Genomic DNA, 25270 nt, shown 5'->3' with positions numbered 1-25270 from the left:
GGCCCGGGAGCTGCGCGTGGAGCGGGGGCCCCGCTGCCCGGGAGCGGGCCGGATCAGCGGATCCGCGTGTAGAGCACCGCCCCGTCGACCGTGCCGGCCGGCCGGTACCGGTCGGCGAGCAGCCCGCGCAGGGTCGGCAGCCGGCCGGGGCGGTACGGCTTGCCGCGGGAGTCGTCGACGATGAGGACCGGGGGGTCGGCCAGCTCCCGCCGGAACACCGGCCAGGCGCCGTCCACGGCGTACCGCTCGCCGACGCCGGAGCCGTCGCGTCCGCCGCTGTAGTTGGTGAGCAGTCCGGCGGTGAGGTAGCGGGTGGCGGGGGCGCGGCCGGCGAGCCAGTACGTCTCCGGGTGCATGCCCCAGATGAGGACGCGGTCGCCGGGGGCCGTGCGGTGGGCGGTGGCCGCGGCCAGGCGCTGGGCGTGGGCGAGCTCGGTGCGCGGCGCGGCCAGGCCCCAGCCCAGGAACACGGCGCACGCGCAGCCGGAGACGAGGACCGCCCGCCCCGGCCGTGCCCGGGGCCGGGTGTGCAGGGCTGCGGTGGCCAGCAGGGCGAGCGGGGGCAGCAGCTGCAGGTAGTAGTGGCCGAAGAAGTGGAAACCGGTCAGCACCGCGCCCGCCGACGCCGCCAGCCACAGCCACAGGTCGACGGGCCCGGTGCGCGGCGCCCGCGCCACGGGGACCAGCAGGCCCGCGCACGCCCCCGCCAGGATCGCCGCGTTGGCCAGCGCCCGGGTCAGGGCGTGCAGCGGGGAACCGCTGAAGGCGGCGTAGGCCGTGGATCCGGTGACCGTCCAGAACAGGAACCCGGCCGGGTCCGTGAGCAGCGCGGCCGCCAGCACGGGCAGGGCCGCGCCGGCGGCCAGGCGCGGCAGCCCGGTGCGGGCGGCGCCCGAGCTGAGGCACAGCCAGGCCACCGGCAGCAGCACCGCCCCGCCGGTCTGCTTGGCGAGAGCGGCGCAGGCGACGGCCACCCCCGCCGCGCCCCAGCGGCGCCGGTCGGCGCACCACATCGCGGCGGCGGTGCCGGGCAGCATGAACACCTCGAAGCCGGCGGCCTGCGCGTCCTGCGGGTTGAGCCCCACGGAGACCAGCAGATGGAGCACCCCGGCGGTGCGGCCCGCGCGGTCGCCCCAGCGGCGCCGGGCGAGCGAGGCCAGCAGGACGGCCGTGAGCAGCTGGGCGAGGATCGCGAGCACCCGGACGGAGGTGAGCGAGCCGGAGCCGGTCACCGCGAAGGCCGCCTCGTACAGCCAGGGCACCAGCGGCGGTTTGCGGTCCACGACCGTCTCGTAGAGCCGCCCGCCGTGCGCCAGTATCCGTGCCTGGACGGCGAGGTAGCCCTCGTCGGGGTTCCACAGCGGACGGGCGAAGGAGGGCAGCCGGGTGAGGCAGGCGAGCAGGGCCAGCACGGGCAGCAGCCGCCGCCAGTAGCCGCGGCCGGCGCGCGGCGCCGTGACGGTGTGTGCCGAGGTGATCAGCTCTGCGTGCATGCGGCGTACGCTATCCGGCCCCGCACATCCCGCCGGAGCAGGACATACGGGGCCGGACAGCGGGCGGGCCGACGGCGTGCCGTAGCCGGCGCCGGCGGCTACCGGTCCGGGTGCGGGTGGCCTTCGACGACGTCGTCCACCGTGGTCTCCTGGTGCCGGCCGAGGCGGCTGTGGGAGCGGCCGTAGAGGAAGTACACGACGAAGCCGGCCGCCATCCAGATGCCGAACCGGATCCAGGTCTCGGCGGGCAGGTTGAGCATCAGCCACAGCGAGGCGCCCACGGACAGGATCGGGATGACCGGCACCCAGGGGGTGCGGAAGGACCGGGGCAGGTCGGGGCGGGTGCGGCGGAGGATGATCACACCGATGGCCACCACCACGAAGGCGAACAGGGTGCCGATGTTGACCAGCGCGGCCAGTTCCGTGAGCGGGGTGAAGCCCGCGAGGACGGCGATGATCACGCCGAGCAGGATGGTCGGGCGGTGCGGGGTGCGGAACCTGGGGTGGACGCGGGAGAAGAACCGCGGCAGCAGTCCGTCGCGGCTCATCGCGAAGAACACCCGGGTCTGGCCCAGCAGCAGGATCATGCAGACGGTGGTGAGGCCGACGGCGGCGCCGAAGCTGATGAAGCCCGCGTACCAGGGGTGCCCGGTGGCCTTGAAGGCGTCGGCGAGGGGGGCGTCGACGGACAGTTCGCTGTAGTGCTGCATACCGGTGACGACGATCGAGACGAGGACGTACAGCGTGGTGCAGATCAGCAGCGACCCGAGGATGCCGCGCGGCATGTCGCGCTGCGGGTTGCGGGTCTCCTCCGCGGCGGTGGCGACGACGTCGAAGCCGATGAAGGCGAAGAAGACGACGGACGCGGCGGTGAAGATGCCCATCACGCCGAAGTTCGAGGGGGCCCAGCCGAACATGAGCTGGATGAGCGGCGACTGGAGGCTGTCGCCGGCCGGGACCTCCTGGGCCTTCGGGACGAACGGGTCGTAGTTGGATCCCTTGATGAGGAAGGCGCCCGCGATGATCACGACGAGGACGACCGTCACCTTGACCGCGACGACGACCTGGGTGACGCGCGCGGACAGCTTCATGCCGATGACGAGGATCACCGTCAGCGCGAGCACCAGCACCGCGGCGAGGATGTCGAAGCCGAAGCCGTCGGCGCCCTCCCGGCTGCCGAGCGCCGCGGGCATGTTCCAGCCGGCGTTGTCCAGCAGCGACTGGATGTAGCCCGACCAGCCGACGGCCACCACCGCCGTGCCCAGCGCGAACTCCAGGACGAGGTCCCAGCCGATGGTCCAGGCGGGCAGTTCGCCGAGCGAGGCGTAGGAGAACGTGTACGCGGACCCGGCGACCGGGACCGTGGAGGCGAACTCGGCGTAGCAGAGCGCGGCGAGCGCGCAGGCGACCCCGGCCGCGACGAACGCCAGGGCCACCGCGGGCCCCGCGTTGTTCTTGGCGACGGTGCCGGTCAGCACGAAGATGCCGGTGCCGATGATGACACCGACGCCGAAGACCGTCAGGTCGAGGGCCGAGAGGGACTTCTTGAGGGCGTGCTCGGGCTCCTCGGTATCGAGGATGGACTGCTCGACCTTCTTGGTCCGGAAGAGGGTGCTGCTCATCGGGCGTACCTCCCACGCTCGTCGTCCTGATGATCGAGAGGGGGCGTTGTGCGTAAGCCCCGACGCGGGCAGTTTCACGCCGATGGGCCGGTTTCACCACTTCTGGCAGTGGCGGAACCGGCCCATCGGCGGTGCGGCGGTACGGCGGGTCAGTCGCGGGCGGCCTCGATCTCGTCGGCCGCGGCACGCTCGTACTTCCCGTCCAGCTTGGACACCAGGCCGGTGACCTGGCGGGCGATGTCCGGCGCGGTCAGGCCGATCTCCGCCATCACCTCGGCGCGCGAGGCGTGGTCGAGGAAGCGCGGCGGGATGCCGAAGTCGCGCAGCGGCACGTCCACGCCCGCGTCCCGCAGGGCCTGGGAGATCGCGGAGCCGACACCGCCGACCCGGCTGTTGTCCTCGACGGTGACGACCACCCGGTGCCGCTCGGCGAGCGGGGCCAGGGCCTCGTCGACGGGCTTGACCCAGCGCGGGTCGACGACGGTGGTGGAGATGCCCTGCCGGTCCAGCAGGGCCGCGACCTCCAGGCACATCGGCGCGAGCGCTCCCACGGAGACCAGCAGCACGTCGGGGCGGTCGGTGCCGGGCTCGCGCAGCACGTCCATCCCGCCGACCCGGCCCACCGCCGGTACGGCCGGGCCGACGGCGCCCTTGGAGAAGCGCACCACCGTCGGCGCGTCGTCGACCTGGACGGCCTCGCGCAGCTGGGCGCGGACCTGGTCGGCGTCGCGCGGGGCGGCGAGCCGCAGGCCGGGGACGACCTGGAGGATCGACATGTCCCACATGCCGTTGTGGGAGGCGCCGTCGGTACCGGTGATACCGGCCCGGTCCAGCACGAACGTCACCCCGCACTTATGCAGGGCCACGTCCATGAGCACCTGGTCGAAGGCGCGGTTGAGGAAGGTGGCGTACACCGCGAAGACCGGGTGCAGCCCGCCGGTGGCCAGGCCCGCGGCGGAGACGGCGCCGTGCTGCTCGGCGATGCCGACGTCGTAGACCCGCTCCGGGAAGCGCTTGGCGAACCTGTCCAGGCCGACCGGCTGGAGCATGGCCGCCGTGATGGCGACGATGTCCTCGCGCTCCTCGCCGAGCTTGACCATCTCGTCGCCGAAGACGGAGGTCCAGTCGGCGCCGGAGGAGGCGATGGGCAGGCCCGTGTCGGGGTGGATCTTGCCGACGGCGTGGAAGCGGTCCGCCTCGTCCTGGAGGGCCGGCTGGTAGCCGCGGCCCTTCTCGGTGAGGCAGTGGACGATGACCGGTCCGCCGAAGCGCTTGGCGCGGGCCAGCGCGGACTCCAGCGCCTCGATGTCGTGGCCGTCGATCGGGCCGACGTACTTCAGGCCCAGGTCCTCGAACATGCCCTGCGGCGCGATGAAGTCCTTCAGGCCCTTCTTGGCCCCGTGCAGGGTCTCGTACAGCGGTCTGCCCACGACCGGGGTGCGGTCGAGGATCTCCTTGGTGCGGGCCAGGAAGCGCTCGTAGCCGTCGGTGGTGCGCAGCGTGGCGAGGTGGTTGGCGAGGCCGCCGATGGTCGGGGCGTAGGAGCGCTCGTTGTCGTTGACGACGATGACCAGCGGGCGGTCCTTGGCCTCGGCGATGTTGTTCAGCGCCTCCCAGGCCATGCCGCCGGTGAGCGCGCCGTCGCCGATCACGGCGACGACGTGGTCGTCGCGCTGGAGCAGCTGGTTCGCCTTGGCCAGGCCGTCGGCCCAGCCGAGCACCGTGGAGGCGTGGCTGTTCTCGATGACGTCGTGCTCGGACTCGGCCTGCGAGGGGTAGCCGGACAGGCCGCCCTTCATCTTCAGCTTCGAGAAGTCCTGCCGGCCGGTGAGCAGCTTGTGCACATAGGACTGGTGACCGGTGTCCCACAGCACCTTGTCCTTCGGTGATTCGAAGACACGGTGCAGGGCGATGGTCAGCTCCACCACGCCGAGGTTCGGGCCGAGGTGGCCGCCGGTCTTGGAGACCGCGTCGACGAGGAAGGTCCGGATCTCCCCGGCCAGCTGGTCCAGCTCCTCCAGGCTGAGCCGGTCCAGATCGCGCGGTCCCCTGATGCGGGTCAGCAGCGGCACCCGTGCCTCCTTGCAGTAGAGCTGTTGAGCTGTTGCCGGGCTCGTCGAGTCTAATGTTCCCCCCGGCACGACTGTGCCCGGCACCGCCATTGGCGCCGGGCACAGGTTCCGGTGAGGGCGGGGGCTAGGCGCGGCCCGCCGTCTTCTGCGTCTTCCGGGTGATCGAGTCGATCACGACCGTGGTGAGCAGCACACCCGCGGTGATCATGTACTTCACCGGCTCGGCGATGGACTCCAGCTGGAGGCCGTACTGGATGGAGACGATCACCAGGACACCCAGCAGGGCGTTCCAGGTGCGGCCCCGGCCGCCGAACAGCGAGGTACCGCCGATCACCGCCGCCGCGATGGCGTTCATCAGCAGGTCACCGGTACCGGCGCTCTGGTTGGCCGAGGCGATCTTGGAGGCCAGGAAGAGGCCGCCGATCGCCGCGAAACCGCCGGAGATCGCGAAGACCGAGATCCGCACCGCGGTGACGTTGATGCCGGCGCGCCGGGAAGCCTCGACGCTGCCGCCGAGGGCGAAGACCTTGCGGCCGTAGGTGGTGCGCCGCAGCACGAAGTCCGTGGCGACCAGGAACACCAGGAAGATCACCGTGGCCAGCGGCAGGCCCTTGTACTGGTTGTACATGAACGCCGCGGCGAAGGAGATCACGGCGAGCAGGGCGGTGCGCAGGATCGTCTCGTTCAGCGGCCGGGACGGGATGCCCGCGGCGTCGCGCCGCCGGTTGCCCAGGAAGGAGCTGATGAAGAAGACCGCGGTCACCACGGCGGCCAGGCCGTACGCGGCGGCGACGTCCGTGAAGAAGTACGTGGTGAGCTTGCCGATGAAGCCGTCGCTGTCGAGGTTGATCGTGCCGTTCTCGCCCAGCGTCTGGAGCATGAAGCCCAGCCAGAAGAGCAGACCGGCCAGCGTGACCGCGAAGGCGGGGGCGCCCAGCACCGCGAAGAAGAAGCCGTGCGCGGCGCCGATGGCGGCACCGGCGGCGATCGCGAAGAGCACCGCGGCCCACTCCGGCCAGCCCTGGTTCACCGCGAGGACGGCCGCGATGGCGCTGGAGGCGCCGCTGACCGAGCCGACGGACAGGTCGATCTCGCCGAGCAGCAGCACGAAGACGATGCCGACGGAGATCATGCCGGTGCCGACCATCGTGACGGTGATGTCGCTGATGTTCTGCGCGGACAGGAACGCCGAGTTCAGGCTCTGGAAGACCACGCAGATGATCACCAGGCCGATGATGACCGGGAGGGATCCCAGCTCACCGGCGCGCATCTTGCGCTTGAACTCGGTCCAGTAGCCCAGCAGGCCTTCCTCGCGGACGAGGAGGCGGGGGTCCACCGCGGTGACGGCCGCGGCGGCGGCCTCCGGGTTCTCCACGACGTGCTCGTCCTTCGTGACCGCGGTGGAGGTCTTTTCGGTGCTCACTTGGAAACCTCCCCGTTGGTGCGTGCCGCACGGCGGGTCACGGCGTTGTCGGTGGCGCCGGTGATGGCGGAGATGATCTCCTCCTGCGAGGTCGTCTTGACCTCGAAGACGCCGTTGTTGCGGCCGAGTCGCAGCACCGCCACCTTGTCGGCGACGGCCTTGACGTCGGCCATGTTGTGGCTGATCAGGATGACGGCGTGGCCGCGCTCCCGCAGCCGCTCGACCAGGTCGAGCACCTGGGCGGTCTGCTCCACGCCGAGGGCGGCGGTGGGCTCGTCGAGGATGACCAGCTTGGGCTCGCCCAGCATCGAGCGGGCGATGGCCACGGTCTGGCGCTGACCGCCGGAGAGGGAGGCGATCGGGATCCGCACGCTGGGGATGCGGATGGACAGGGTCGTGAGCAGTTCGCGGGCGCGGCGCTCCATCTCGACCTCGTCGAGCACGCCCCACTTCCTCAGCTCACGGCCGAGGAAGAGGTTGCCGACCACGTCGATGTTGTCGCACAGCGCGAGGTCCTGGTAGACCGTCGCGATGCCCAGGGCCTGGGCGTCGTGCGGCTTGTTGATCGTTACCGGCTTGCCCTCCCATTCGATGACGCCCTCATCGATGGGGTGCACGCCGGCGATCGTCTTGACCAGCGTGGACTTTCCGGCACCGTTGTCGCCGACCAGGGCGACCACTTCACCGGCGTGGATCTCGAGCTCTACGTCGGTGAGCGCCTGGACGGCACCGAACCGCTTGGAGACCCCGCGCAACGCCAGCACGGGCGTAGCGGACACGTGAACCATCTCCTTCGCCGCCTGACCCGGCGGGAGGTTGTGCAGAAGTTTGGGGGGTGCGGGGACCGAGCCCCGGCGGTGTTCCGACCGGCGCCCCGCACGAGCTTGCGGGGCTTTGACAAGCGAGGCGCCGGCGGAGCCTCGGGAACGGCCGTCCCGGACGGGAGCGGCGGGTGCCTGCTCCCGTGCCTGCGAGGGGACGGGGCCGTCGACTACTTGATGCCGAGCTTGGCGCAAGCGGCCTTGTACTTGGCCGTGCAGATCTCGTCGGCGGTGTAGACGCCGTCCTTGATGACGGTGTCGCTGATGTTCTCCTGGGTCAGCGAGGTGACGTCGACCAGGACCGACGGGACGTCCTTGGCGCTCTCGCTGGACACCTTGTCCTTGGCGATGGAGCTCAGGTCCTCGCCCTTGGCGAGCGCGACGGCCATCTGCGCGGCGGCCTCGGCCTCGGGCGCGTACGGCTTGTAGACGCTCATGAACTGCTCACCGGCGACGATGCGCTGCACGGCGGCCAGTTCGGCGTCCTGGCCGGTGACCGGGGCCTTGATGCCGGCGGCCTTCAGGGCGGTGATGATGCCGCCGGCCATGCCGTCGTTGGCGGAGTAGACGCCGACGATGTTGTTCTTGCCGAGTGCCGAGATGGCCGCCTCCATGTTGGCGTTGGCGTTCTCGGGCTTCCACTCCTTGGTGTCGTACTCCTTGCCGATCTTCACCTTGCCGTCGAGGACGGAGTGCGCGCCCTCCTTGAACTGCTTGGCGTTCGGGTCGGTGACGGAGCCGTTCATCATGACGATCTGGCCGTCCTTGGCCTTGTCGCCCAGCTCCTTGAGCAGCGCCTCGCCCTGGGTCTTGCCGACCTGGACGTTGTCGAAGGACGTGTAGGCGCTGATCGGGCCCTCGGCGAGGCGGTCGTAGGCGACGACCTTGATGCCGTTGTCCACGGCCTTCTGCACGGAGTTCTTGATCGCCTTGGCGTCCACCGCGTCCAGGATCAGCACGTCCACCTTGTTGGTGATCATCGTGTCGACCTGCTGGGCCTGCAGGTTGGCGTCCTGCTTGGCGTTGTTGTACTCGATGGTCGCCTTGTTGTTCGTCAGCTCCTTGATCTTCTTCTCGATCAGGGGCCGGTCGAACTTCTCGTAGCGGGCGGTCTGGTTCTCCGGCAGGAGCAGACCGATCTTGATGTCATCGCCCTTGGCGGCGGCGGAACCAGTGGGTTCCTTCTCGCCGCCGGCCTCCTCCGCGCTGCCACAGGCGGCGAGAGAGACGGCCATCGCTCCCGCGGCGATGGCCACGGCGGCACGACGCATACGCGTGTTCACTTCAGAAACCTCCCTGACGAGGCCGCGTCGTTGCGGCCGAGGTGGCTGGAAGTCAACTCGGCCACACGTGCGGCGTCAAGAAGTAAATCCTTAACGGGTTGGCAACGGTGCCATCCGTTCTCTAAGTGAAGGCAGGGGTAGCCGCCGGAAGGGCGCCGGACACGCTTCCGTCCAAAAGGGTCGAGTCACCCATCTCGCTGAGCGCGAGGGCGAGCGCCCCGAGCACCTCCGCACGACCCCCAAGTGCCCCTGGGAGAACGGAGAGTTGACGCGCCGCGCTGGGGATGGCGTAGCGGCCGACGGACTCCCTGATCGGCCCGAGCACCAGCTCCCCCGCCTCGGCGAGATCACCGCCGAGGACGACCCGGCTCGGATTCAAGAGGTTGCAGAGGTTGGCGACTCCACTGCCGATGTGACGGCCGACGTCGGCGATCACCCGACGGCAGCCCGGGTCTCCGTCCCGCGCCAGCCGGACGACGCCCTCCATGGTCAGATCCGTGCCGTGGCTGGACTGGAGCAGCGGCAGCACATAGCGCGCGGCGGCGAAGGTCTCCAGGCAGCCCCGGTTACCGCAACGGCAGACGGGGCCGGATTCATCAAGTGTAATATGTCCGATTTCCCCCGCTGTGCCGCCCGGTCCCCGGTAGATCTTCCCGTCGATCACCAGGCCCGCGCCGACACCGCTGGACACCTTGATGTACGCCAGGTCCCGCACGCCCTTGCCGCTGCCCCAGACCAGCTCGCCGAGGGCGCCCAGGTTGGCGTCGTTGTCCACGTGCACGGGCACGCCGAGCCGCCCCCGCAGTTCCTCGGCCGGCCGTGCGCCGGTCCAGCCCGGCAGGATGGCGGTCGAGCCGAGCTGACCGGACTCCACGTCGATCGGCCCGGGCACGCCGAGGCCCACCCCGGCGATCTTCGTACGGTCCACCCCGGTCGCTGCGATCAGCCGGTTGACCAGCTCTTCCGCCCGGTCGAAGCCCTGCGCGGCGGAGGCGTCCACGTCCAGCGGCTCGGACTCCTCGGCCAGCACCTGATGGGCGAGGTTGCCGACCGCCACCCGCAGATGGGTGTGGCCGAAGTCCACGCCGATCACGATGCCGGCGTCCCCGCTCAGACTGACGCTGCGCGCCCGCCGGCCGCCCGCCGAGGTGGGCGTGACCTCGACGGTCCCGCCCTCCTTCAACTCCCGGACGATGTTCGAGACGGTCGCCGCGGACAGGCCCGTGGTCCTCGCGATCTCCGCCTGGGTGAGGGATCCCGCCAGCCGCACGGCACGTACGACCCGCTCCAGGTTGGCTCGGTGCAGCGACGACTGCGACCCCGGAGTCTCCACGACGACCTCCTGCGCGCGGGACCGCATCGATGAGGCCCCGTCCATGTCCAACTAGTGAACTCTAAGCTGAGCTGTCCGGGGCACCTCCCGTCAAGAGGTTGAACAGTTTCCGGGAGCAGGCACACACAGGCGCGCGCCGTCCCGGTGACGGGGACGGCGCGCGTCCGGGCGCTCGCGGAGCGCTACTTCAGGGTCGCCGAGGTCAGTCCGGCCTGCACCTGGCGCTGGAAGGACAGGTAGACCACCAGCATCGGGATCATCGCGATCGTCACGCCCGCGAACAGCACGGGCAGGTCGGAGGCGTACCCCTGCTGCTGCTGGAGCTGGATCAGCCCCTGGGTGAGCACATAGCGTTCGGGGTCGTCACCGCTCTGCGGCTGCATCAGCACGGTGGGCAGGATGAACTGGTTCCACTGGCCGAGCGTGTTGAAGATCCCCACGCTGATCAGGCCCGGCTTCGCCATCGGCAGCATGACCTGGAAGAAGGTGCGGGTGTGCGAGGCCCCGTCCAGGATCGCCGCCTCGAACACCGCCGTCGGCAGCGTGCGGAAGAAGGCGTGCATGAAGAAGACCGTGAACGGCATCGAGTAGGCGACGTACACCAGGATCAGGCCCTGGTAGGTGTTCAGCATGTCCAGCCGTTTGACCATGAAGAACAGCGGGACGAGGGCCAGGAACACGGGGAACATCGCGCCCGCGACGAAGAAGTAGTAGAGGAAGCGGTTGCCCGGGAACGGGTAGCGGGCCAGGACGTAGGCGGCCATCGAGCCGAACAGCATCGTCAGCGGCACCGAGAAGACGAGCACGACGACGGTGTTGAGGAAGTAGTCGCCGATGCCCTTCTCCCAGGCCCGGCTGAAGACGTCGAACGTCCAGTTCTCCGGCCAGCCGAAGGCCGAGCCGGCGATCTGGGCGTCGGTCTTGAAGGAGCTGAGCACCAGCCACAGCAGCGGCAGGACGATCATCAGGGCCCACAGGGCGAGGAAGCCGTGCGAGAAGGCGTTCAGGGTGACGCCCTCACCGCGCCGCTCGCCCGCCTTCGCCGGGGCCTTCGCCGAGGTCCGCCCGGCGGGGGGCGGCGCGGTTTCCTTCAGGGGTGCGCTCATGTCATCTCTCCCGCTCAGAACTCGATGCGCTCGCGGCGGGTGGCGCGCAGCATGACCACGGACAGGATCAGGGTGAGGAGCAGCATGATCACGCCCATGGCGCAGGCGTAGCCGCTCTTGCCGTAGTAGAGGAAGTTCCGCATCATCACGGTCGCCATGACCTCGCTGTGGTGGTCGGGACCGCCGCCGAACTCGCCGGAGGTCATCGTCGAGACGAGGATGAACATGTCCATCGCGGCGATGCCGAGGTAGACCCAGGCCGTCTGCACGGAGTCCCACAGCAGCGGCAGGGTGATGCGGAAGAAGGACTGGCCGCGGCTCGCTCCGTCGATGAGCGCGGCCTCGTAGATGTCCTTCGGGATGGACTGCATGGCGGCGGAGAAGAGCACCAGGTAGAAGCCGACGCCGTGCCAGACGACCACCACGATCAGGGCCCACAGCACGAAGTCGGGTTCGTTCAGCCACTCCACCGGCCGGTCGGCGTCGACCAGGCCGAGCTTGACCAGCGCGCCGTTGAGCATGCCGCCGCCGTCGCTGCGGTACACCGCGCGGAACAGCACGGCGAGGATCGCCAGCGACAGGACCTGCGGGAAGAAGTAGACGACCCGGTAGAACTTGGAGCCGGCCACCCCGGACACCCCGCCGGCCCGGCCCCGGCCGCCCGCGTTCAGCATGAACGCGAAGAACAGGGCCAGCAGAATGGTGATCACCGGGATGAACACCAGGAACAGGATGTTGTGCCAGATGGCCCCCATGAAGATGTCGTCCCGGAACAGCGCCTCATAGTTGTCCAGGCCGACGAAACTGAAGGTCTGCGACTGGCCCTTCCAGTCGGTCAGCGAATAGCCGAACGTCTGGATGTACGGCCAGATGACGAAGATCAGGTAAAGCGCCACGGGGACGAGAAGAAACCCCGCGACGAACCGGTATTGCCCCTTACGCATACGACCTGCCCCTGCTGTCCCCGCCCCGGGGGCGCGGGGGCTGCGCGGCGGACCCGGACGGGCCCGCGCCCCGCAGCACACCGCACCCCGACGGCGCGTCCCGGAAAACGGCCAGGGGGGCGTCTCGTCGATCGAGCCGGGCGGCCGGCGTCAGGACCGACCGGCGAGACACCCCCTAGTCCCGACGGTTCTTCTTCGACGCCGGATCCTTCGCCGCCTTGTCCACGGCCGCCTGCGCGCGCTTCAGCCACTCCTTGGGCTGGATGCGGCGGGCCATCAGCTCGTTGGAGGCGTTCTGGATGGCGGTGTCCATCTCGCTGTACCACTCGGTGTACAGGAACCGGAAGGTGTTGTCGCCGGCCGCCTTCGACGCCTCCACCGTGGACTGGGTCCCCGGTCGCAACTGCACACTCGGGTCCACGCCGTCCTTCAGGATGGTCAGCGAGTTCGCCTCCTTGGCGAACAGCGTCGACCACTCCCGGGAGAGCATCATCCGCATGAACTCCTTGGCCGCGGGCAGGTTCCTCGCCTTGGCCGGGATGATGAAGGGTTCGCCGGAGCCGGCCCGGATCGCCTCGAACGGCATCTCGCTGCCCTCGAGCAGCGGCATCGGCAGGAACTTCATGTCGAAGTCCGGCGGTGTCTGCTTGAGCTGCTCGTTCTCCAGCCACGAGCCGGAGGTGATGAAGGCGGCCTTGTACTGGTTCCAGCGGGTCTGCGACTCGGTGTGGTCCAGGCCGTTGGTGCCGGGCATCAGATAGCCCTTCTCGACGACCTCGTAGACGGCCTCGACGGCCGCCTGCGCCGCGTCGGAGCCGGCGAACGCCTTGGGGTCGAGGTTGTCGATCGCCTTCATGGCGTCCAGGCCGCCCTTCTTGGCGATCAGGTCCATGATGGCGACGTTGATGTAGTACGGGTACTTGCCCTGGTGGGCGAGGCCGCCGATGCCCTGGGACTTGGCGTCCTTGCAGATGGCGAGGAAATCGGCCCACGTCTTGGGCACCTCCCAGCCCTTCTCCTCGAAGAGCTTGCCGGAGTACCACAGGCCCCACACCGTGTAGATGTAGTTGAGGGCGACGACCTTGCCCTCCTGCAGGCCCGGGTCGAGGGTGCCGGGGATGACGGTGTCGCGGACCTTCTTCGAGGGGTCGTCGACGCTCGGCGCGTCCAGCACCTCTGCCAGGTCGAGGAGCTGGCCGTTGCGGTAGAGAACGTCGATCTTGATCTTCTGGGCGCCGGAGTTGTCCACGATGTCCGGCGGGTTGCCGGCGTTGAAGCGGGGCTGGAGCTTGCCGGTGATCTCCTGGGTGCCGGTGTGGGTGGAGGTCACGCCCCACTTCTTCCGGAAGGCGGCCTCCCATGCCTTGGCGTAGTCGTCGCCGTAGCCGCCCTTGAAGATGACGACGTCGAGCTTGGTGCCCTTCTTGACGCCGAAGGGGTTGTCCTTGGACGTCTCGCCCCGGGTGTCGTCGTTCGACTCGTCGCCACCGCCGCCGCTGGCACAGGCGGACAGCAAGCCCATGGCGGGTACGGAGGCCAGCCCGAGCGCGGCGGACCGCTTGATCAGCGCGCGCCGGCCGACACCGCCGGCCCCGTGCCGCGCGGCCGCGTCGTCGGTGCTTTTCCCGGCGCCGTTCTCGGCGGAAGTGGATCCCATGCTCAAGTCCTCGCCTTCTTCCAGGACTCAGGCGGTGAACCGGATCCTCCCCGGCACCGCGGTGGGGTCAAGCAGGGTCGTGCAAGGAGTCGTACCAGGATGTGCGGTTCAGGTGAATCGCCGACAGGTATAGTCCACTTCCCGCCAAGGGGGCAAGATCGAATGCAAGGTTGGCGGTCCGTCTTTTCCGAGTTGAGACCTCGCGGAAATATCGGTGCGCCGGCGCCGTACCCGCCGTAGGAAATCAGGCCACCTTGCCGGAATGGTGGAGTCAACACCCTTGACAGCACTCACCACTTGAGTCACAACTGAGCCTTGCGACGCGAAGGTGACAACGTTGTCCGGCGGCGCGGGGAGGGTCTCGGTTATGCGACACGGATATCGCCCACGATGGAATACGGCGGTCGTCTCGGCGGCCGCCTTCGCTCTGGCCGTGAGCTCGCCGGGTGCGGCGACGGCCCTGCCCGGCGCACCGGAGCCGGCCGGCCGGGAGTTCGCCTCCTCCTTCGAGGCGGACGATCCCGCACCGGACTGGCTGAGCACCGCGGAGACCGCGCCCGACGGCGGGCGGCGCGTCTCGGGCGTGGACGGCGGCTACCGCAGCGGCATCCCGGGGGAGGTCACCGACCGGGTCACCGAGGTGCGGGCCAGCGGGGAGAACAGCGGCGCCGGCGAGGTGAAGGAGAACCTGGCCGACGGCGAGCCGACCACCAAGTGGCTGGTCTTCGCACCCACCGGCTGGGCCGAGTTCGAGCTGGACGAGCCGGTGCGGCTGGTGACGTACGCGCTCACCTCCGCGAACGACGCCGCCGGACGCGACCCCGCGGACTGGACCCTCCAGGGCTCCGCGGACGGCAAGGACTGGAAGACCCTCGACACCCGTACCGGCGAGTCCTTCACCGAGCGCTTCCAGACCAGGACGTACGACCTCGCCGCACCCGCCGAGTTCCGGCACTTCCGGCTCGACGTCACCAGGAACCACGGCGCCGGTCTGCTCCAGCTCGCCGATGTCCGGTTCTCCACGGGCGGCGGCACCGGCCCCGTCCCCGAGGACATGCTCTCCCTCGTCGACCGCGGCCCCGGCGGCTCCCCCACCGCGAAGGCGGGCGCCGGCTTCACCGGCCGGCGCGCGCTGCGGTACGCCGGCCGGCACACCGCGGAGGGACGGGGCTACGCGTACAACAAGGTCTTCGACGTCGACGTGGCCGTCACCCGCGACACCCGGCTGTCGTACCGGATCTTCCCGTCGATGGCCGACGGCGACCTCGACTACGCCGCCACCCATGCCGCCGTCGACCTGGCCTTCACCGACGGCACCTACCTCAGCGACCTGGGCGCCACCGACCAGCACGGCTTCCCGCTCTCACCGCGCGGCCAGGGCGCGGCCAAGGTGCTCTACGTCAACCAGTGGAACCACGTGGCCGCGCGGATCGGTCCGGTGGCGGCGGGGAAGACCGTCGACCGGATCCTGGTGGCGTACGACGCGCCGAAGGGACCGGCGCGGTTCCGCGGCTGGGTGGACGACGTGACGCTGGAGCCGGCCGCCCCCGAGCCGCCCAGGGCCCATCTGTCCGACTACGCGGTCACCACCCGCGGCACCCACTCCAGCGGTGGCTTCTCCCGCGGCAACAACTTTCCCGCGACCGCCGTGCCGCACGGCTTCAACTTCTGGACACCGGTCACCAACGCGGGCTCGCTGAGCTGGCTGTACGACTACGCACGCGCCAACAACGCCGACAACCTGCCCACCCTCCAGGCGTTCAGCGCCAGTCACGAGCCGAGCCCGTGGATGGGCGACCGGCAGACCTTCCAGCTGATGCCGTCCGCGGCCTCCGGCACCCCCGACACCGGGCGCGCGGCCCGCGCGCTGCCCTTCCGGCACGAGAACGAGACGGCCCTCCCGCACTACTACGGGGTCCGCTTCGAGAACGGCCTGAAGGCCGAGATGACCCCGGCCGACCACGCGGCGGTGCTGCGCTTCACCTACCCCGGCGACGACGCGAGCGTGCTCTTCGACAACGTGACGGACCAGGCGGGGCTCACCCTCGACCCGGCCGCCGGAACCGTCACCGGCTACTCGGACGTCAAGTCCGGCCTGTCGACCGGCGCGACCCGCCTCTTCTTCCACGGCGTCTTCGACAAGCCGGTGACGGACGGCGCGGCCGGCGGCGTCAAGGGCTGGCTGCGCTTCGACGCGGGCACCGACCGCACGGTCACCCTGCGCCTGGCCACCTCACTGATCAGCGTCGACCAGGCGAAGGACAACCTGCGCCAGGAGATCCCGGACGGCACGTCCTTCGAGGAGGTGAGGGCGCGCGCCCAGCGCCAGTGGGACCGGCTGCTCGGCAAGGTGGAGGTCGAGGGCGCCACCCCGGACCAGCTGACCACGCTGTACTCCAGCCTCTACCGGCTCTACCTGTACCCCAACTCCGGTCACGAGAAGGTGGGTTCGACGTACAAGTACGCCTCCCCCTTCTCCCCCATGCCGGGCCCCGACACCCCCACCCGCACCGGCGCGAAGATCGTCGAGGGCAAGGTGTACGTCAACAACGGCTTCTGGGACACCTACCGGACCACCTGGCCCGCGTACTCCCTGCTCACCCCGTCCCGGGCGGGCGAACTGGCCGACGGGTTCGTACAGCACTACAAGGACGGCGGCTGGACCTCCCGCTGGTCCTCCCCCGGCTACGCCGACCTGATGACCGGCACCTCCTCGGACGTGGCCTTCGCCGACGCCTACGTCAAGGGCGTGGACTTCGACGCGGAGGCGGCGTACGACGCGGCCGTGAAGAACGCGACGGTGGTGCCGCCCGCCCCGGGCGTCGGCCGCAAGGGCATGGCCACCTCTCCCTTCCTCGGCTACACCAGCACCGACACCCACGAGGGGCTGTCCTGGGCGCTGGAGGGCTACCTCAACGACTACGGCATCGCGCGGATGGGCCGGGCGCTGTACCGGAAGACCGGCGAGCGCCGCTACCGGGAGGAGTCGGAGTACTTCCTCGACCGCGCCCGCGGCTACGTCCACCTCTTCGACGCGCGGGCCGGTTTCTTCCAGGGCAAGGACGCGAAGGGCGCCTGGCGGGTGCCCTCCGAGTCGTACGACCCGCGGGTCTGGGGCCACGACTACACCGAGACCAACGGCTGGGGGTACGCCTTCACCGCCCCGCAGGACAGCCGGGGCCTCGCCAACCTGTACGGCGGCAGACGGGGCCTCGCGGAGAAGCTCGACGAGTACTTCGCCACCCCGGAGACCGCCGCACCGCAGTTCGCCGGCTCGTACGGCGGGATCATCCACGAGATGACCGAGGCGCGGGACGTCCGGATGGGCATGTACGGCCACTCCAACCAGGTCGCCCACCACGCCCTCTACATGTACGACGCGGCCGGGCAGCCGTGGAAGGCACAGGAGAAGGTCCGCGAGGTGCTGTCCCGGCTGTACGTGGGCAGCGAGATCGGCCAGGGCTACCACGGCGACGAGGACAACGGCGAGCAGTCCGCCTGGTACCTGTTCTCCGCCCTCGGCTTCTACCCGCTGGTCATGGGAAGCGGCGAGTACGCCATCGGCTCACCGCTGTTCACCGAGGCGACCGTCCACCTGGAGAACGGCCGGGACCTGGTGGTCAGGGCCCCGGAGAACAGCGCGCGGAACGTCTACGTCCAGGGCGTGCGGCTCGACGGCCGGCGCTGGCACTCGACCTCGCTCCCGCACCGGCTCCTCGCGCGGGGCGGCGTCCTGGAGTTCGACATGGGCCCGAGGCCGTCGGCGTGGGGCACCGGCAGGCACGCGGCGCCCGTGTCGATCACCCGCGACGACGAGGTCCCGGTCCCGCGCGCGGACGCCCTGCGGCCCGGCGGCCCGCTCTTCGACGACACCTCGGCGACGGAGGCGACCGTGACCGCCGTGGACCTGCCGGTGGACGGGCGCACGAACGCGGTGCGGTACACCCTCACCTCCCCCGCGGACCACACCCGGGCGCCCACCGGCTGGACCCTCCAGGGCTCGGCGGACGGCACGCGCTGGCGGACCCTGGACGAACGCCACGGCGAGTCGTTCCGCTGGGACCGCCAGACCCGGGCCTTCTCCCTGCCGGCACGGCACGCGTACGCCCACTACCGCCTGGTGCTGGACGGTGAGTCGGCCCTGGCCGAGGTGGAGTTGCTGGCGTGAGGTGACGTCACCGCCGCCGTGCGCGGGTGCGCGCGGCGGCGGCCCCCCGGGTGCGGGCGAGCGGACGGCCGGCCGCCGCCTCGTGAGCAGGACGCTCGGCACGGACCCGGCGGGTGGGTGGGGGCGCTCCGCGGGCGGGTTCCGGTCCGCCGTGCTGGGAGCGCTCCCACACCACCTCGGACGGGAAGGTATCGCCCCGGTGACCCCAGTGTAAACGGGTCTCGCACACAACGCGGGGCCGCACCCCGTCGCGGGGGTGCGGCCCTCGGGCCCTCATCGCAGGGGTTACTTGCGGATCAGGCTGCGCAGCACGTACTGCATGATGCCGCCGTTGCGGTAGTAGTCCGCCTCACCGGGGGTGTCGATGCGGACGACCGCGTCGAACTCGACACCGGTGTCGGTGGTGACCTTCACCGTGCGCGGCGTGGTGCCCTCGTTCAGCTCGGTGACGCCGGAGATGGAGAAGGTCTCCTCGCCGGTCAGTCCGAGGGACTCGGCGGACTGGCCCTCCGGGAACTGCAGGGGCAGCACGCCCATGCCGATGAGGTTCGAGCGGTGGATGCGCTCGTAAGACTCGGCGATGACGGCCTTGACGCCGAGCAGCGCGGTGCCCTTGGCCGCCCAGTCGCGGGACGAGCCGGAGCCGTACTCCTTGCCCGCGAGGACGACGAGCGGGATGCCCTGCTCGATGTAGTTGCGGGAGGCGTCGTAGATGAAGGAGACCGGGCCGCCCTCCTGCGTGAAGTCGCGGGTGTAGCCGCCCTCGGTGCCCGGCGCGATCTGGTTGCGCAGGCGGATGTTGGCGAACGTGCCGCGGATCATGACCTCGTGGTTGCCTCGGCGGGAGCCGTAGGAGTTGAAGTCACGACGCTCCACACCGTGCTCGGTGAGGTACTTGCCGGCCGGGGTGTCGGCCTTGATGGCGCCGGCCGGGGAGATGTGGTCGGTGGTGACCGAGTCGCCCAGCTTGGCGAGGACGCGGGCGCCGGTGATGTCCTGGACCGGGGCCGGCTCCATCTCCATGCCCTCGAAGTACGGGGGCTTGCGGACGTAGGTGGACTGCGGGTCCCACTCGAAGGTGTTGCCGGTCGGGACCGGGAGCGACTGCCACTGGGCGTCGCCCGCGAAGACGTCCTGGTAGGACTTGGAGAACATGTCCTCGCCGATGGCGTTGGCGACGACGTCGTTGACCTCGGCCTCGGTGGGCCAGATGTCCTTCAGGTAGACCGGGTTGCCGTCCTGGTCGGTGCCCAGGGCGTCCTTGGTGATGTCCACCTTCATGGAGCCCGCGATGGCGTAGGCGACGACCAGCGGCGGGGACGCCAGGTAGTTCATCTTGACGTCGGGGTTGATCCGGCCCTCGAAGTTCCGGTTGCCGGAGAGGACCGAGGTGACGGCGAGGTCGTGGTCGTTGACGGCCTTGGAGACCTCCTCCGGCAGCGGGCCGGAGTTGCCGATGCAGGTGGTGCAGCCGTAGCCGACGAGGTTGAAGCCGACCTTGTCGAGGTACGGGGTCAGACCGGCCTTGTCGAAGTAGTCCGTCACGACCTTGGAACCCGGGGCGAGGGTGGTCTTGACCCACGGCTTGCGGGTCAGGCCCTTCTCGACCGCCTTCTTGGCCACCAGGGCGGCGGCGACCATGACGTACGGGTTGGAGGTGTTGGTGCAGGAGGTGATCGCGGCGACGGTGACGGCGCCGTGGTCGAGCTCGTAGGTGCTGCCGTCGGGGGCGGTCACGGTGACCGGGTTCGACGGGACGGCCGCGCCGGTGCCCTCGGCGTGCTGCGGGGCGCCCGCGCCGTTCTCCTGGCTGCCGTAGGCCGGGGCGTCGGAGGCCGGGAAGGACTCGGCGGACGCCTCGTCCACCGGGGACTGCACGCCGTGCGGCTGCCCCTGCTGCGGGACGCCCGGCTTGCGGTCGTCACCGCCGGTGACACCGGCCTCGACGTAGTTGAGGACGTCCTTGGCGAACTGCTGGGCGGCCTCGGCGAGGACGATGCGGTCCTGCGGGCGCTTCGGGCCGGCGATGGACGGGACGACCGTGGAGAGGTCGAGCTCCAGCTTCTCGGAGAAGTCCGGCTCGGCGGCCGGGTCCAGCCACAGGCCCTGCTCCTTGGCGTACGCCTCGACGAGCGCGACCTGCTGCTCGGAGCGGCCGGTGAGCTTGAGGTAGTTCAGGGTCTCGTCGTCGATCGGGAAGATCGCGGCGGTGGAGCCGAACTCGGGCGACATGTTGCCGATGGTGGCGCGGTTCGCGAGGGAGGTGGCGGCGACGCCCTCGCCGTAGAACTCGACGAACTTGCCGACCACACCGTGCTTGCGCAGCATCTCGGTGATGGTGAGGACGAGGTCGGTGGCGGTGGTGCCGGTGGGCAGTTCGCCGGTCAGCTTGAAGCCGACGACGCGCGGGATGAGCATGGAGACCGGCTGGCCGAGCATCGCGGCCTCGGCCTCGATGCCGCCGACGCCCCAGCCGAGGACGCCGAGACCGTTGACCATGGTGGTGTGCGAGTCGGTGCCGACCAGGGTGTCGGGGTACGCCTGGCCGCCGCGGACCATGACGGTGCGGGCCAGGTGCTCGATGTTCACCTGGTGGACGATGCCGGTGCCGGGCGGGACGACCTTGAACTCGTCGAAGGCGGTCTGGCCCCAGCGCAGGAACTGGTAGCGCTCCTTGTTGCGGCCGTACTCCAGCTCGACGTTCTGCGCGAAGGCCTCGTGGGTGCCGAACTTGTCGGCGATGACCGAGTGGTCGATGACCAGCTCGGCCGGGGCCAGCGGGTTGATCTTCGCCGGGTCGCCGCCCAGCTCCTTGACGGCCTCGCGCATGGTGGCGAGGTCGACGACACAGGGCACGCCGGTGAAGTCCTGCATGATCACGCGGGCCGGCGTGAACTGGATCTCCTGCGACGGCTGGGCCTGGGAGTCCCAGTTGCCGAGGGCGCGGATGTGGTCGGCGGTGATGTTCGCGCCGTCCTCGGTGCGGAGCAGGTTCTCCAGCAGGACCTTCAGGCTGTAAGGCAGCCGGGCGGAGCCCTCGACCTTGTCAAGCCGGAAGATCTCGTACGACTCGTCGCCCACCTGCAGCGTGCTGCGGGCGTCGAAGCTGTTCGCCGACACGACAGTCTCCTTCATTGATGTGCGCGTACCACCGCATCCTGCCGCCACGCCGGCTTGGCCGATCCGCTGAGGTAAGGCTAAGTTAGGTAACCCTTACTGCTGTGGTGGCTGCGGTGCGCCTCGGCAGTTATCTCGATGTCGAGATAACTCTAGTACATGGGCGCCGGATGGTCATGCCCAGGTTCGGCGTGCGCGCGTCCCCGCCCGCGAGCAGCACGGTCCGGCTCGCCCGCTCCGGCGGACCCGCCCCCCTTCTCCCGCGCACCCGTGGACCGCACCGGGCCCCGCGCGCGGCACATCGGCGTCCCCCGCGGAACGTCCGGCCCGCTCCGCGGGGACGGGGCAGCGCGGGGTCCGCCGTCCGGTGCGCTTCGCCGGGCCGGTGATGTCGGTCACGTCCGACGAGCCGGTCGCGCGCAGCCATCAGCGCGCCGAGCCGGGGTAGCCGTAGGGCAGCTACCCACGACTCCGACCGGAGGTACGGATGCCCCTGACATTCCGTAAGAGTTTCCGCATATTCCCCGGGGTGCGGCTGAACATCAACCGCCGCTCCTGGTCCATCACCACGGGTGGCCGCAACGGCCCGCGCCACACCCACAGCAGCACCGGACGCCACACGACGTCGATGGACCTCCCCGGTCCCTTCGGGTGGCGCCGCACGCGTACCACCAGGCGTGATTGACGGTCCCTCACCCGAACGGACCCCCCGAGAGGCGCCATCTCATATCTGAGATAGCCTCAACCTCATGGCAGACGACTACCTCGTACGCATCGGCAAGCTCATCCGTGACGCCCGGCAGCACCGTGGCTGGACCCAGTCGCAGCTTGCCGAGGCGCTCGCCACCTCCCAGAGCGCCGTCAATCGCATCGAGCGCGGCAACCAGAACATCAGCCTTGAGATGATCGCCCGGATCGGTGAAGCCCTGGACAGCGAAATCGTCTCCCTGGGCTACGCGGGCCCGATGCACCTCAGGGTGGTGGGCGGCCGCCGGCTGTCCGGCGCCATCGATGTGAAGACCAGCAAGAACGCGTGCGTGGCCCTGCTGTGCGCCTCGCTGCTCAACCAGGGGCGCACGGTGCTGCGCCGGGTCGCCCGCATCGAGGAGGTGTACCGCCTGCTGGAGGTGCTGCACTCCATCGGCGTGCGCACCCGCTGGATCAACAACGGCGTCGACCTGGAGATCGTCCCGCCGGCCGACCTCGACCTGGACTCCATCGACGCGGAGGCCGCCCGCCGCACCCGCTCGATCATCATGTTCCTCGGCCCGCTGCTGCACCGCATGGACCGCTTCAAGCTGCCCTACGCCGGCGGCTGCGACCTCGGCACCCGGACCATCGAGCCGCACATGATCGCGCTGCGCCGGTTCGGCCTGGACATCGCCGCCACCGAGGGGCAGTACCACGCCGTGGTCGACCGGGGCGTGAGCCCCGACCGCCCGATCGTGCTGACCGAGCGCGGCGACACCGTGACCGAGAACGCGCTGCTCGCCGCCGCCCGGCACGACGGCGTCACGGTCATCCGCAACGCCTCCTCCAACTACATGGTCCAGGACCTGTGCTTCTTCCTGGAGGCGCTGGGCGTGAAGGTGGAGGGCATCGGCACCACCACGCTCACCGTGCACGGCATGCCGCGGATCGACGTGGACGTCGACTACTCCCCCTCCGAGGACCCGGTCGAGGCGATGAGCCTGGTCGCCGCCGCGGTGGTCACGGAGTCCGAACTGACGGTGCGCCGCGTGCCCATCGAGTTCCTGGAGATCGAGCTGGCGGTCCTGGAGGAGATGGGCCTCGATCACGACCGCACGCCGGAGTACTCCGCCGACAACGGCCGTACCCGCCTGGTGGACCTGACCGTGCGCCCCTCCAAGCTGGAGGCGCCCATCGACAAGATCCACCCCATGCCGTTCCCCGGCCTGAACATCGACAACGTCCCGTTCTTCGCGGCCATCGCGGCCACCGCGCAGGGCAAGACGCTGATCCACGACTGGGTCTACGACAACCGCGCCATCTACCTGACCGACCTCAACCGCCTCGGCGGGCGTCTCCAACTCCTCGACCCGCACCGGGTCCTGGTCGAGGGTCCGACCCGCTGGCGCGCCGCCGAGATGATGTGCCCGCCGGCCCTGCGGCCCGCGGTGGTCGTCCTGCTCGCGATGATGGCGGCCGAGGGCACGTCCGTGCTGCGCAACGTGTACGTCATCAACCGGGGTTACGAAGACCTCGCCGAGCGGCTGAACTCGATCGGCGCGCAGATCGAGATCTTCCGGGACATCTGACGGCCCGGGTCGCGGGGCCCCTTCCGGCCCGCCCTCGTGGGGGTCCGGGGAGGGGTCCTGCGGCGTCCTCGACGACGGCACCGCGCCGTCGTCCGGGGTCTCTTCGGCCGGGCTGGTTGCCTCCCGTCTCTTCGGGTACAGCGATTGAATGAGGGTGACAGCCGACGTGCCCGGAGTTTACTGAAAGTGATGTGTTCGTGACCCGTCTCGGCGGCCCCGGCGGCGACCGTGCGAAGGGAACCGGTGACGACCCGGAGGCCGTCGCGCTGGAGGTCGCCGATGCCGTGGAGAGCCTGGCCAACCTCTGGGCGATGGCGGCTCAGGAGGCGGCGTTGCGGCTGTCCCTGCACCAGTTGCGGGCACTGCGGGTCCTGGAGGGAACGCCCGACCTGAACCTCACCGGTCTGGCGGAGCAGCTCGACATAGGACTGCCCACCGCCAGCCGGCTGTGCGACCGGCTGGAGGCCGCCGGGCTGCTGGAGCGGACGCTGCACCCGCACAGGCGGCGCGAGGTGCGGCTCAGTCTGACCGTGCACGGGCGGCGGGTGCTCCAGGACGTCGCCGGACGGCGGGCACAGGCGCTCGCCGCCGCGCTGGCGGCCATGGAGCCCGTCGACCGGGACGCGTTCCGGCGCGGCATGCGGGCCTTCCTGGCCGCGCGGGACGCCTCGTCACCGGCGGCCGGGCAGGCCCCCGGGGGCGGTTGAACCGTCAGGCCCGGGCGGCCGTCCCGGAACCGGCCGCCCGGCCGGTCCAGTCCAGGCACACCACCGCGGCGTCCGCCGTGAGGTCCCTGCCGCCGAAGTGCTCGATCAGCCCGGCGACGACGGCGTGCGCCGTCTCGTGCGGGGGTGTGCCGCGGGTGGCGCCGAGGACCTGCCGCAGGGCCCGTTCGCCGAAGACGTCGCCGGCCGCCGAACGGGTGCCGTGGACGCCGGTGCTGACCGCGATCAGCCGGTCGCCCGGTTCGACGTGGAAGACCTGCTCCTCGTAGGGCGTCTCCTCGAACATGCCCAGCGGCAACTGCGCCTCCAGGCCGATCCGTTCGACCGTGGTGCCGCGCAGGCGGAACAGTTGCGGGGAACCCGCGTCCACGGCGTGCACCCGGCCGGTGTCCAGGTCGAAGCGGAGCAGGAGGGTGGAGGCGTACGCCCTGCCGCCGTAGTGGGCGAAGAGCGCCTGGTCGGCGAGGCAGGCCTGGTCGGCCAGGGAGACGCCGGCCCGGCGCGCGTTGCGCAGGGCGCCGACGGCGAGGCTGGTGAGCAGGGAGGCGTCGATGCCCTGGCCCATGCCGTCGGTGACGGTGAGGGTGAGGTCGTCGGCGGAAGTGGACCAGTCGAAGTTGTCGCCGCCGATGGCGTAGGCGGGTTCCAGGTGCGCTGCGATCACGAATTCGGCGCGGGCGCAGCCGCGGCCCGGCAGCAGCTGCCACTGCATCTCGGCGGCGAGGGTGAGGCGCCGGGTGCGGCGGGCCTGGAGGTAGAGGTCGGTGTCCCGGCCGGCGGTGGCGACCTCGTGCCCGAGGGCGGTGGCGAACTCGCCGAGCTGGAGGACGAGCGACGGCTCGATCCGGTCCGACGGGAGGCGGACGGAGAGGACCCCGAGGCGGTCGCCGCGGACGGTGAGGGGCAGGTGGACCACGTCGGTCGCCGGGTCGGTGGTGACCTCGACGACCGGGGACTGCGCGGTGAAGGCGGTGCCGGCCGGGCTGTCGCGGGCGGGGACCGGGTCGCCGGTGTGCGGGAGGTGGGTGACGGGCTGGAGGACGGTCAGGCCGTAGTCGGCGAGGAGGAGGGTGACGTCCCGGGCTCCGGCCCGCTCGGCGAGCAGCCGGGCCGCGGTGGCGACCAGTGCGTGAGGCGGGGCCGCCCGCAGCCGGCTCTCCGCCGACGGGACCGGTTCTGTGGCGTTCACGGCGTCCACCCTCTCCTCTTGTGACCCCCACGGTATCG

Annotated in this window: 16 protein-coding genes; 4 read left to right on the top strand and 12 right to left on the bottom strand. The window is 70.4% G+C overall.

Going from position 1 to position 25270, the window contains the following annotated elements; genetic code table 11:
- Positions 1-53: 53 nt before the first annotated feature.
- From SGLAU_RS25415 to ngcE, 10 genes are all read right to left on the bottom strand, one after another.
- Positions 54-1493, bottom strand: a complete 1440-nt coding sequence (locus SGLAU_RS25415) for an ArnT family glycosyltransferase (RefSeq protein ID WP_043504794.1) — start codon at positions 1491-1493, stop codon at positions 54-56.
- A gap of 98 nt (positions 1494-1591) precedes the next feature.
- Positions 1592-3115, bottom strand: a complete 1524-nt coding sequence (locus SGLAU_RS25410) for an amino acid permease (protein WP_043504792.1) — start codon at positions 3113-3115, stop codon at positions 1592-1594.
- A gap of 149 nt (positions 3116-3264) precedes the next feature.
- Entirely contained in the window at positions 3265-5187 is a 1923-nt protein-coding gene (gene dxs / locus SGLAU_RS25405) for a 1-deoxy-D-xylulose-5-phosphate synthase (protein WP_043504790.1), read from the bottom strand.
- A 124-nt stretch (positions 5188-5311) separates the two neighbouring features.
- Positions 5312-6610, bottom strand: a complete 1299-nt coding sequence (locus SGLAU_RS25400) for a sugar ABC transporter permease (RefSeq protein ID WP_043504789.1) — start codon at positions 6608-6610, stop codon at positions 5312-5314.
- Positions 6607-7398 (bottom strand): ATP-binding cassette domain-containing protein, encoded by a 792-nt coding sequence (locus SGLAU_RS25395; protein ID WP_043504788.1) that lies wholly within the window; start codon positions 7396-7398, stop codon positions 6607-6609. The genes SGLAU_RS25400 and SGLAU_RS25395 overlap by 4 nt, the downstream gene beginning before the upstream one ends.
- 203 nt (positions 7399-7601) lie before the next feature.
- Positions 7602-8702 carry a sugar ABC transporter substrate-binding protein gene (locus SGLAU_RS25390; RefSeq protein ID WP_043504787.1) on the bottom strand — a complete coding sequence of 367 codons (1101 nt, stop codon included), beginning with the start codon at positions 8700-8702 and terminating at the stop codon, positions 7602-7604.
- Between the two features lie 133 nt (positions 8703-8835).
- A complete protein-coding gene (locus SGLAU_RS25385; protein WP_043507011.1) occupies positions 8836-10047 on the bottom strand; it encodes an ROK family transcriptional regulator in 1212 nt (403 codons plus the stop codon).
- 182 nt (positions 10048-10229) lie between these two features.
- Entirely contained in the window at positions 10230-11153 is a 924-nt protein-coding gene (locus tag SGLAU_RS25380) for a carbohydrate ABC transporter permease (RefSeq protein ID WP_043504786.1), read from the bottom strand.
- A 14-nt stretch (positions 11154-11167) separates the two neighbouring features.
- Positions 11168-12097: a carbohydrate ABC transporter permease gene (locus SGLAU_RS25375; RefSeq protein ID WP_043504785.1), complete on the bottom strand. Its 930-nt coding sequence runs from the start codon at positions 12095-12097 to the stop codon at positions 11168-11170.
- A 175-nt stretch (positions 12098-12272) separates the two neighbouring features.
- Complete coding sequence (gene ngcE, locus SGLAU_RS25370; RefSeq protein ID WP_043504784.1) at positions 12273-13754, bottom strand: N-acetylglucosamine/diacetylchitobiose ABC transporter substrate-binding protein; 1482 nt, start codon at positions 13752-13754, stop codon at positions 12273-12275.
- Positions 13755-14121: 367 nt separating this feature from the next.
- On the opposite strand from ngcE, the gene SGLAU_RS25365 reads away from it, so the two are divergent.
- Positions 14122-17922, top strand: coding sequence for a GH92 family glycosyl hydrolase (locus SGLAU_RS25365; RefSeq protein ID WP_078957891.1), 3801 nt, complete (start codon positions 14122-14124; stop codon positions 17920-17922).
- Between the two features lie 285 nt (positions 17923-18207).
- Here SGLAU_RS25365 and SGLAU_RS25360 read toward each other — a convergent pair whose 3' ends face one another.
- Positions 18208-21042 carry an aconitate hydratase gene (locus SGLAU_RS25360; RefSeq protein ID WP_043504783.1) on the bottom strand — a complete coding sequence of 945 codons (2835 nt, stop codon included), beginning with the start codon at positions 21040-21042 and terminating at the stop codon, positions 18208-18210.
- A gap of 484 nt (positions 21043-21526) precedes the next feature.
- Here SGLAU_RS25360 and SGLAU_RS33930 point away from each other — a divergent pair, with 484 nt between their 5' ends.
- From SGLAU_RS33930 to SGLAU_RS25350, 3 genes are all read left to right on the top strand, one after another.
- Positions 21527-21724 carry a DUF4236 domain-containing protein gene (locus tag SGLAU_RS33930; RefSeq protein ID WP_078957890.1) on the top strand — a complete coding sequence of 66 codons (198 nt, stop codon included), beginning with the start codon at positions 21527-21529 and terminating at the stop codon, positions 21722-21724.
- Between the two features lie 64 nt (positions 21725-21788).
- Positions 21789-23318, top strand: a complete 1530-nt coding sequence (locus SGLAU_RS25355) for a helix-turn-helix domain-containing protein (protein ID WP_043504781.1) — start codon at positions 21789-21791, stop codon at positions 23316-23318.
- 197 nt (positions 23319-23515) lie between these two features.
- On the top strand, positions 23516-24025 hold the full coding sequence (locus SGLAU_RS25350) for a MarR family winged helix-turn-helix transcriptional regulator (RefSeq protein WP_043507008.1): 510 nt from the start codon (positions 23516-23518) through the stop codon (positions 24023-24025).
- A gap of 4 nt (positions 24026-24029) precedes the next feature.
- Here SGLAU_RS25350 and SGLAU_RS25345 read toward each other — a convergent pair whose 3' ends face one another.
- Positions 24030-25241, bottom strand: a complete 1212-nt coding sequence (locus SGLAU_RS25345) for a PP2C family protein-serine/threonine phosphatase (protein WP_043504780.1) — start codon at positions 25239-25241, stop codon at positions 24030-24032.
- Positions 25242-25270 lie beyond the last annotated feature (29 nt).

Origin of the sequence: Streptomyces glaucescens (genome assembly GCF_000761215.1) — a bacterium.
Classification (GTDB): Bacteria; Actinomycetota; Actinomycetes; order Streptomycetales; family Streptomycetaceae; genus Streptomyces; species Streptomyces glaucescens_B.
This window is presented reverse-complemented; position numbering and strand designations above follow the sequence as displayed.

Excerpts from the sequence above, each read along its gene's own strand:
- SGLAU_RS25355 (WP_043504781.1), top strand. The coding sequence starts at position 21,789 with ATGGCAGACGACTACCTCGTACGCATCGGCAAGCTCATCCGTGACGCC.
- SGLAU_RS25375 (WP_043504785.1), bottom strand. The coding sequence starts at position 12,097 with ATGCGTAAGGGGCAATACCGGTTCGTCGCGGGGTTTCTTCTCGTCCCC.
- ngcE (WP_043504784.1), bottom strand. The coding sequence starts at position 13,754 with ATGGGATCCACTTCCGCCGAGAACGGCGCCGGGAAAAGCACCGACGAC.
- SGLAU_RS25365 (WP_078957891.1), top strand. The coding sequence starts at position 14,122 with ATGCGACACGGATATCGCCCACGATGGAATACGGCGGTCGTCTCGGCG.
- SGLAU_RS25380 (WP_043504786.1), bottom strand. The coding sequence starts at position 11,153 with ATGAGCGCACCCCTGAAGGAAACCGCGCCGCCCCCCGCCGGGCGGACC.
- SGLAU_RS25390 (WP_043504787.1), bottom strand. The coding sequence starts at position 8,702 with ATGCGTCGTGCCGCCGTGGCCATCGCCGCGGGAGCGATGGCCGTCTCT.
- SGLAU_RS25395 (WP_043504788.1), bottom strand. The coding sequence starts at position 7,398 with ATGGTTCACGTGTCCGCTACGCCCGTGCTGGCGTTGCGCGGGGTCTCC.
- SGLAU_RS33930 (WP_078957890.1), top strand. The coding sequence starts at position 21,527 with ATGCCCCTGACATTCCGTAAGAGTTTCCGCATATTCCCCGGGGTGCGG.
- SGLAU_RS25410 (WP_043504792.1), bottom strand. The coding sequence starts at position 3,115 with ATGAGCAGCACCCTCTTCCGGACCAAGAAGGTCGAGCAGTCCATCCTC.
- SGLAU_RS25415 (WP_043504794.1), bottom strand. The coding sequence starts at position 1,493 with ATGCACGCAGAGCTGATCACCTCGGCACACACCGTCACGGCGCCGCGC.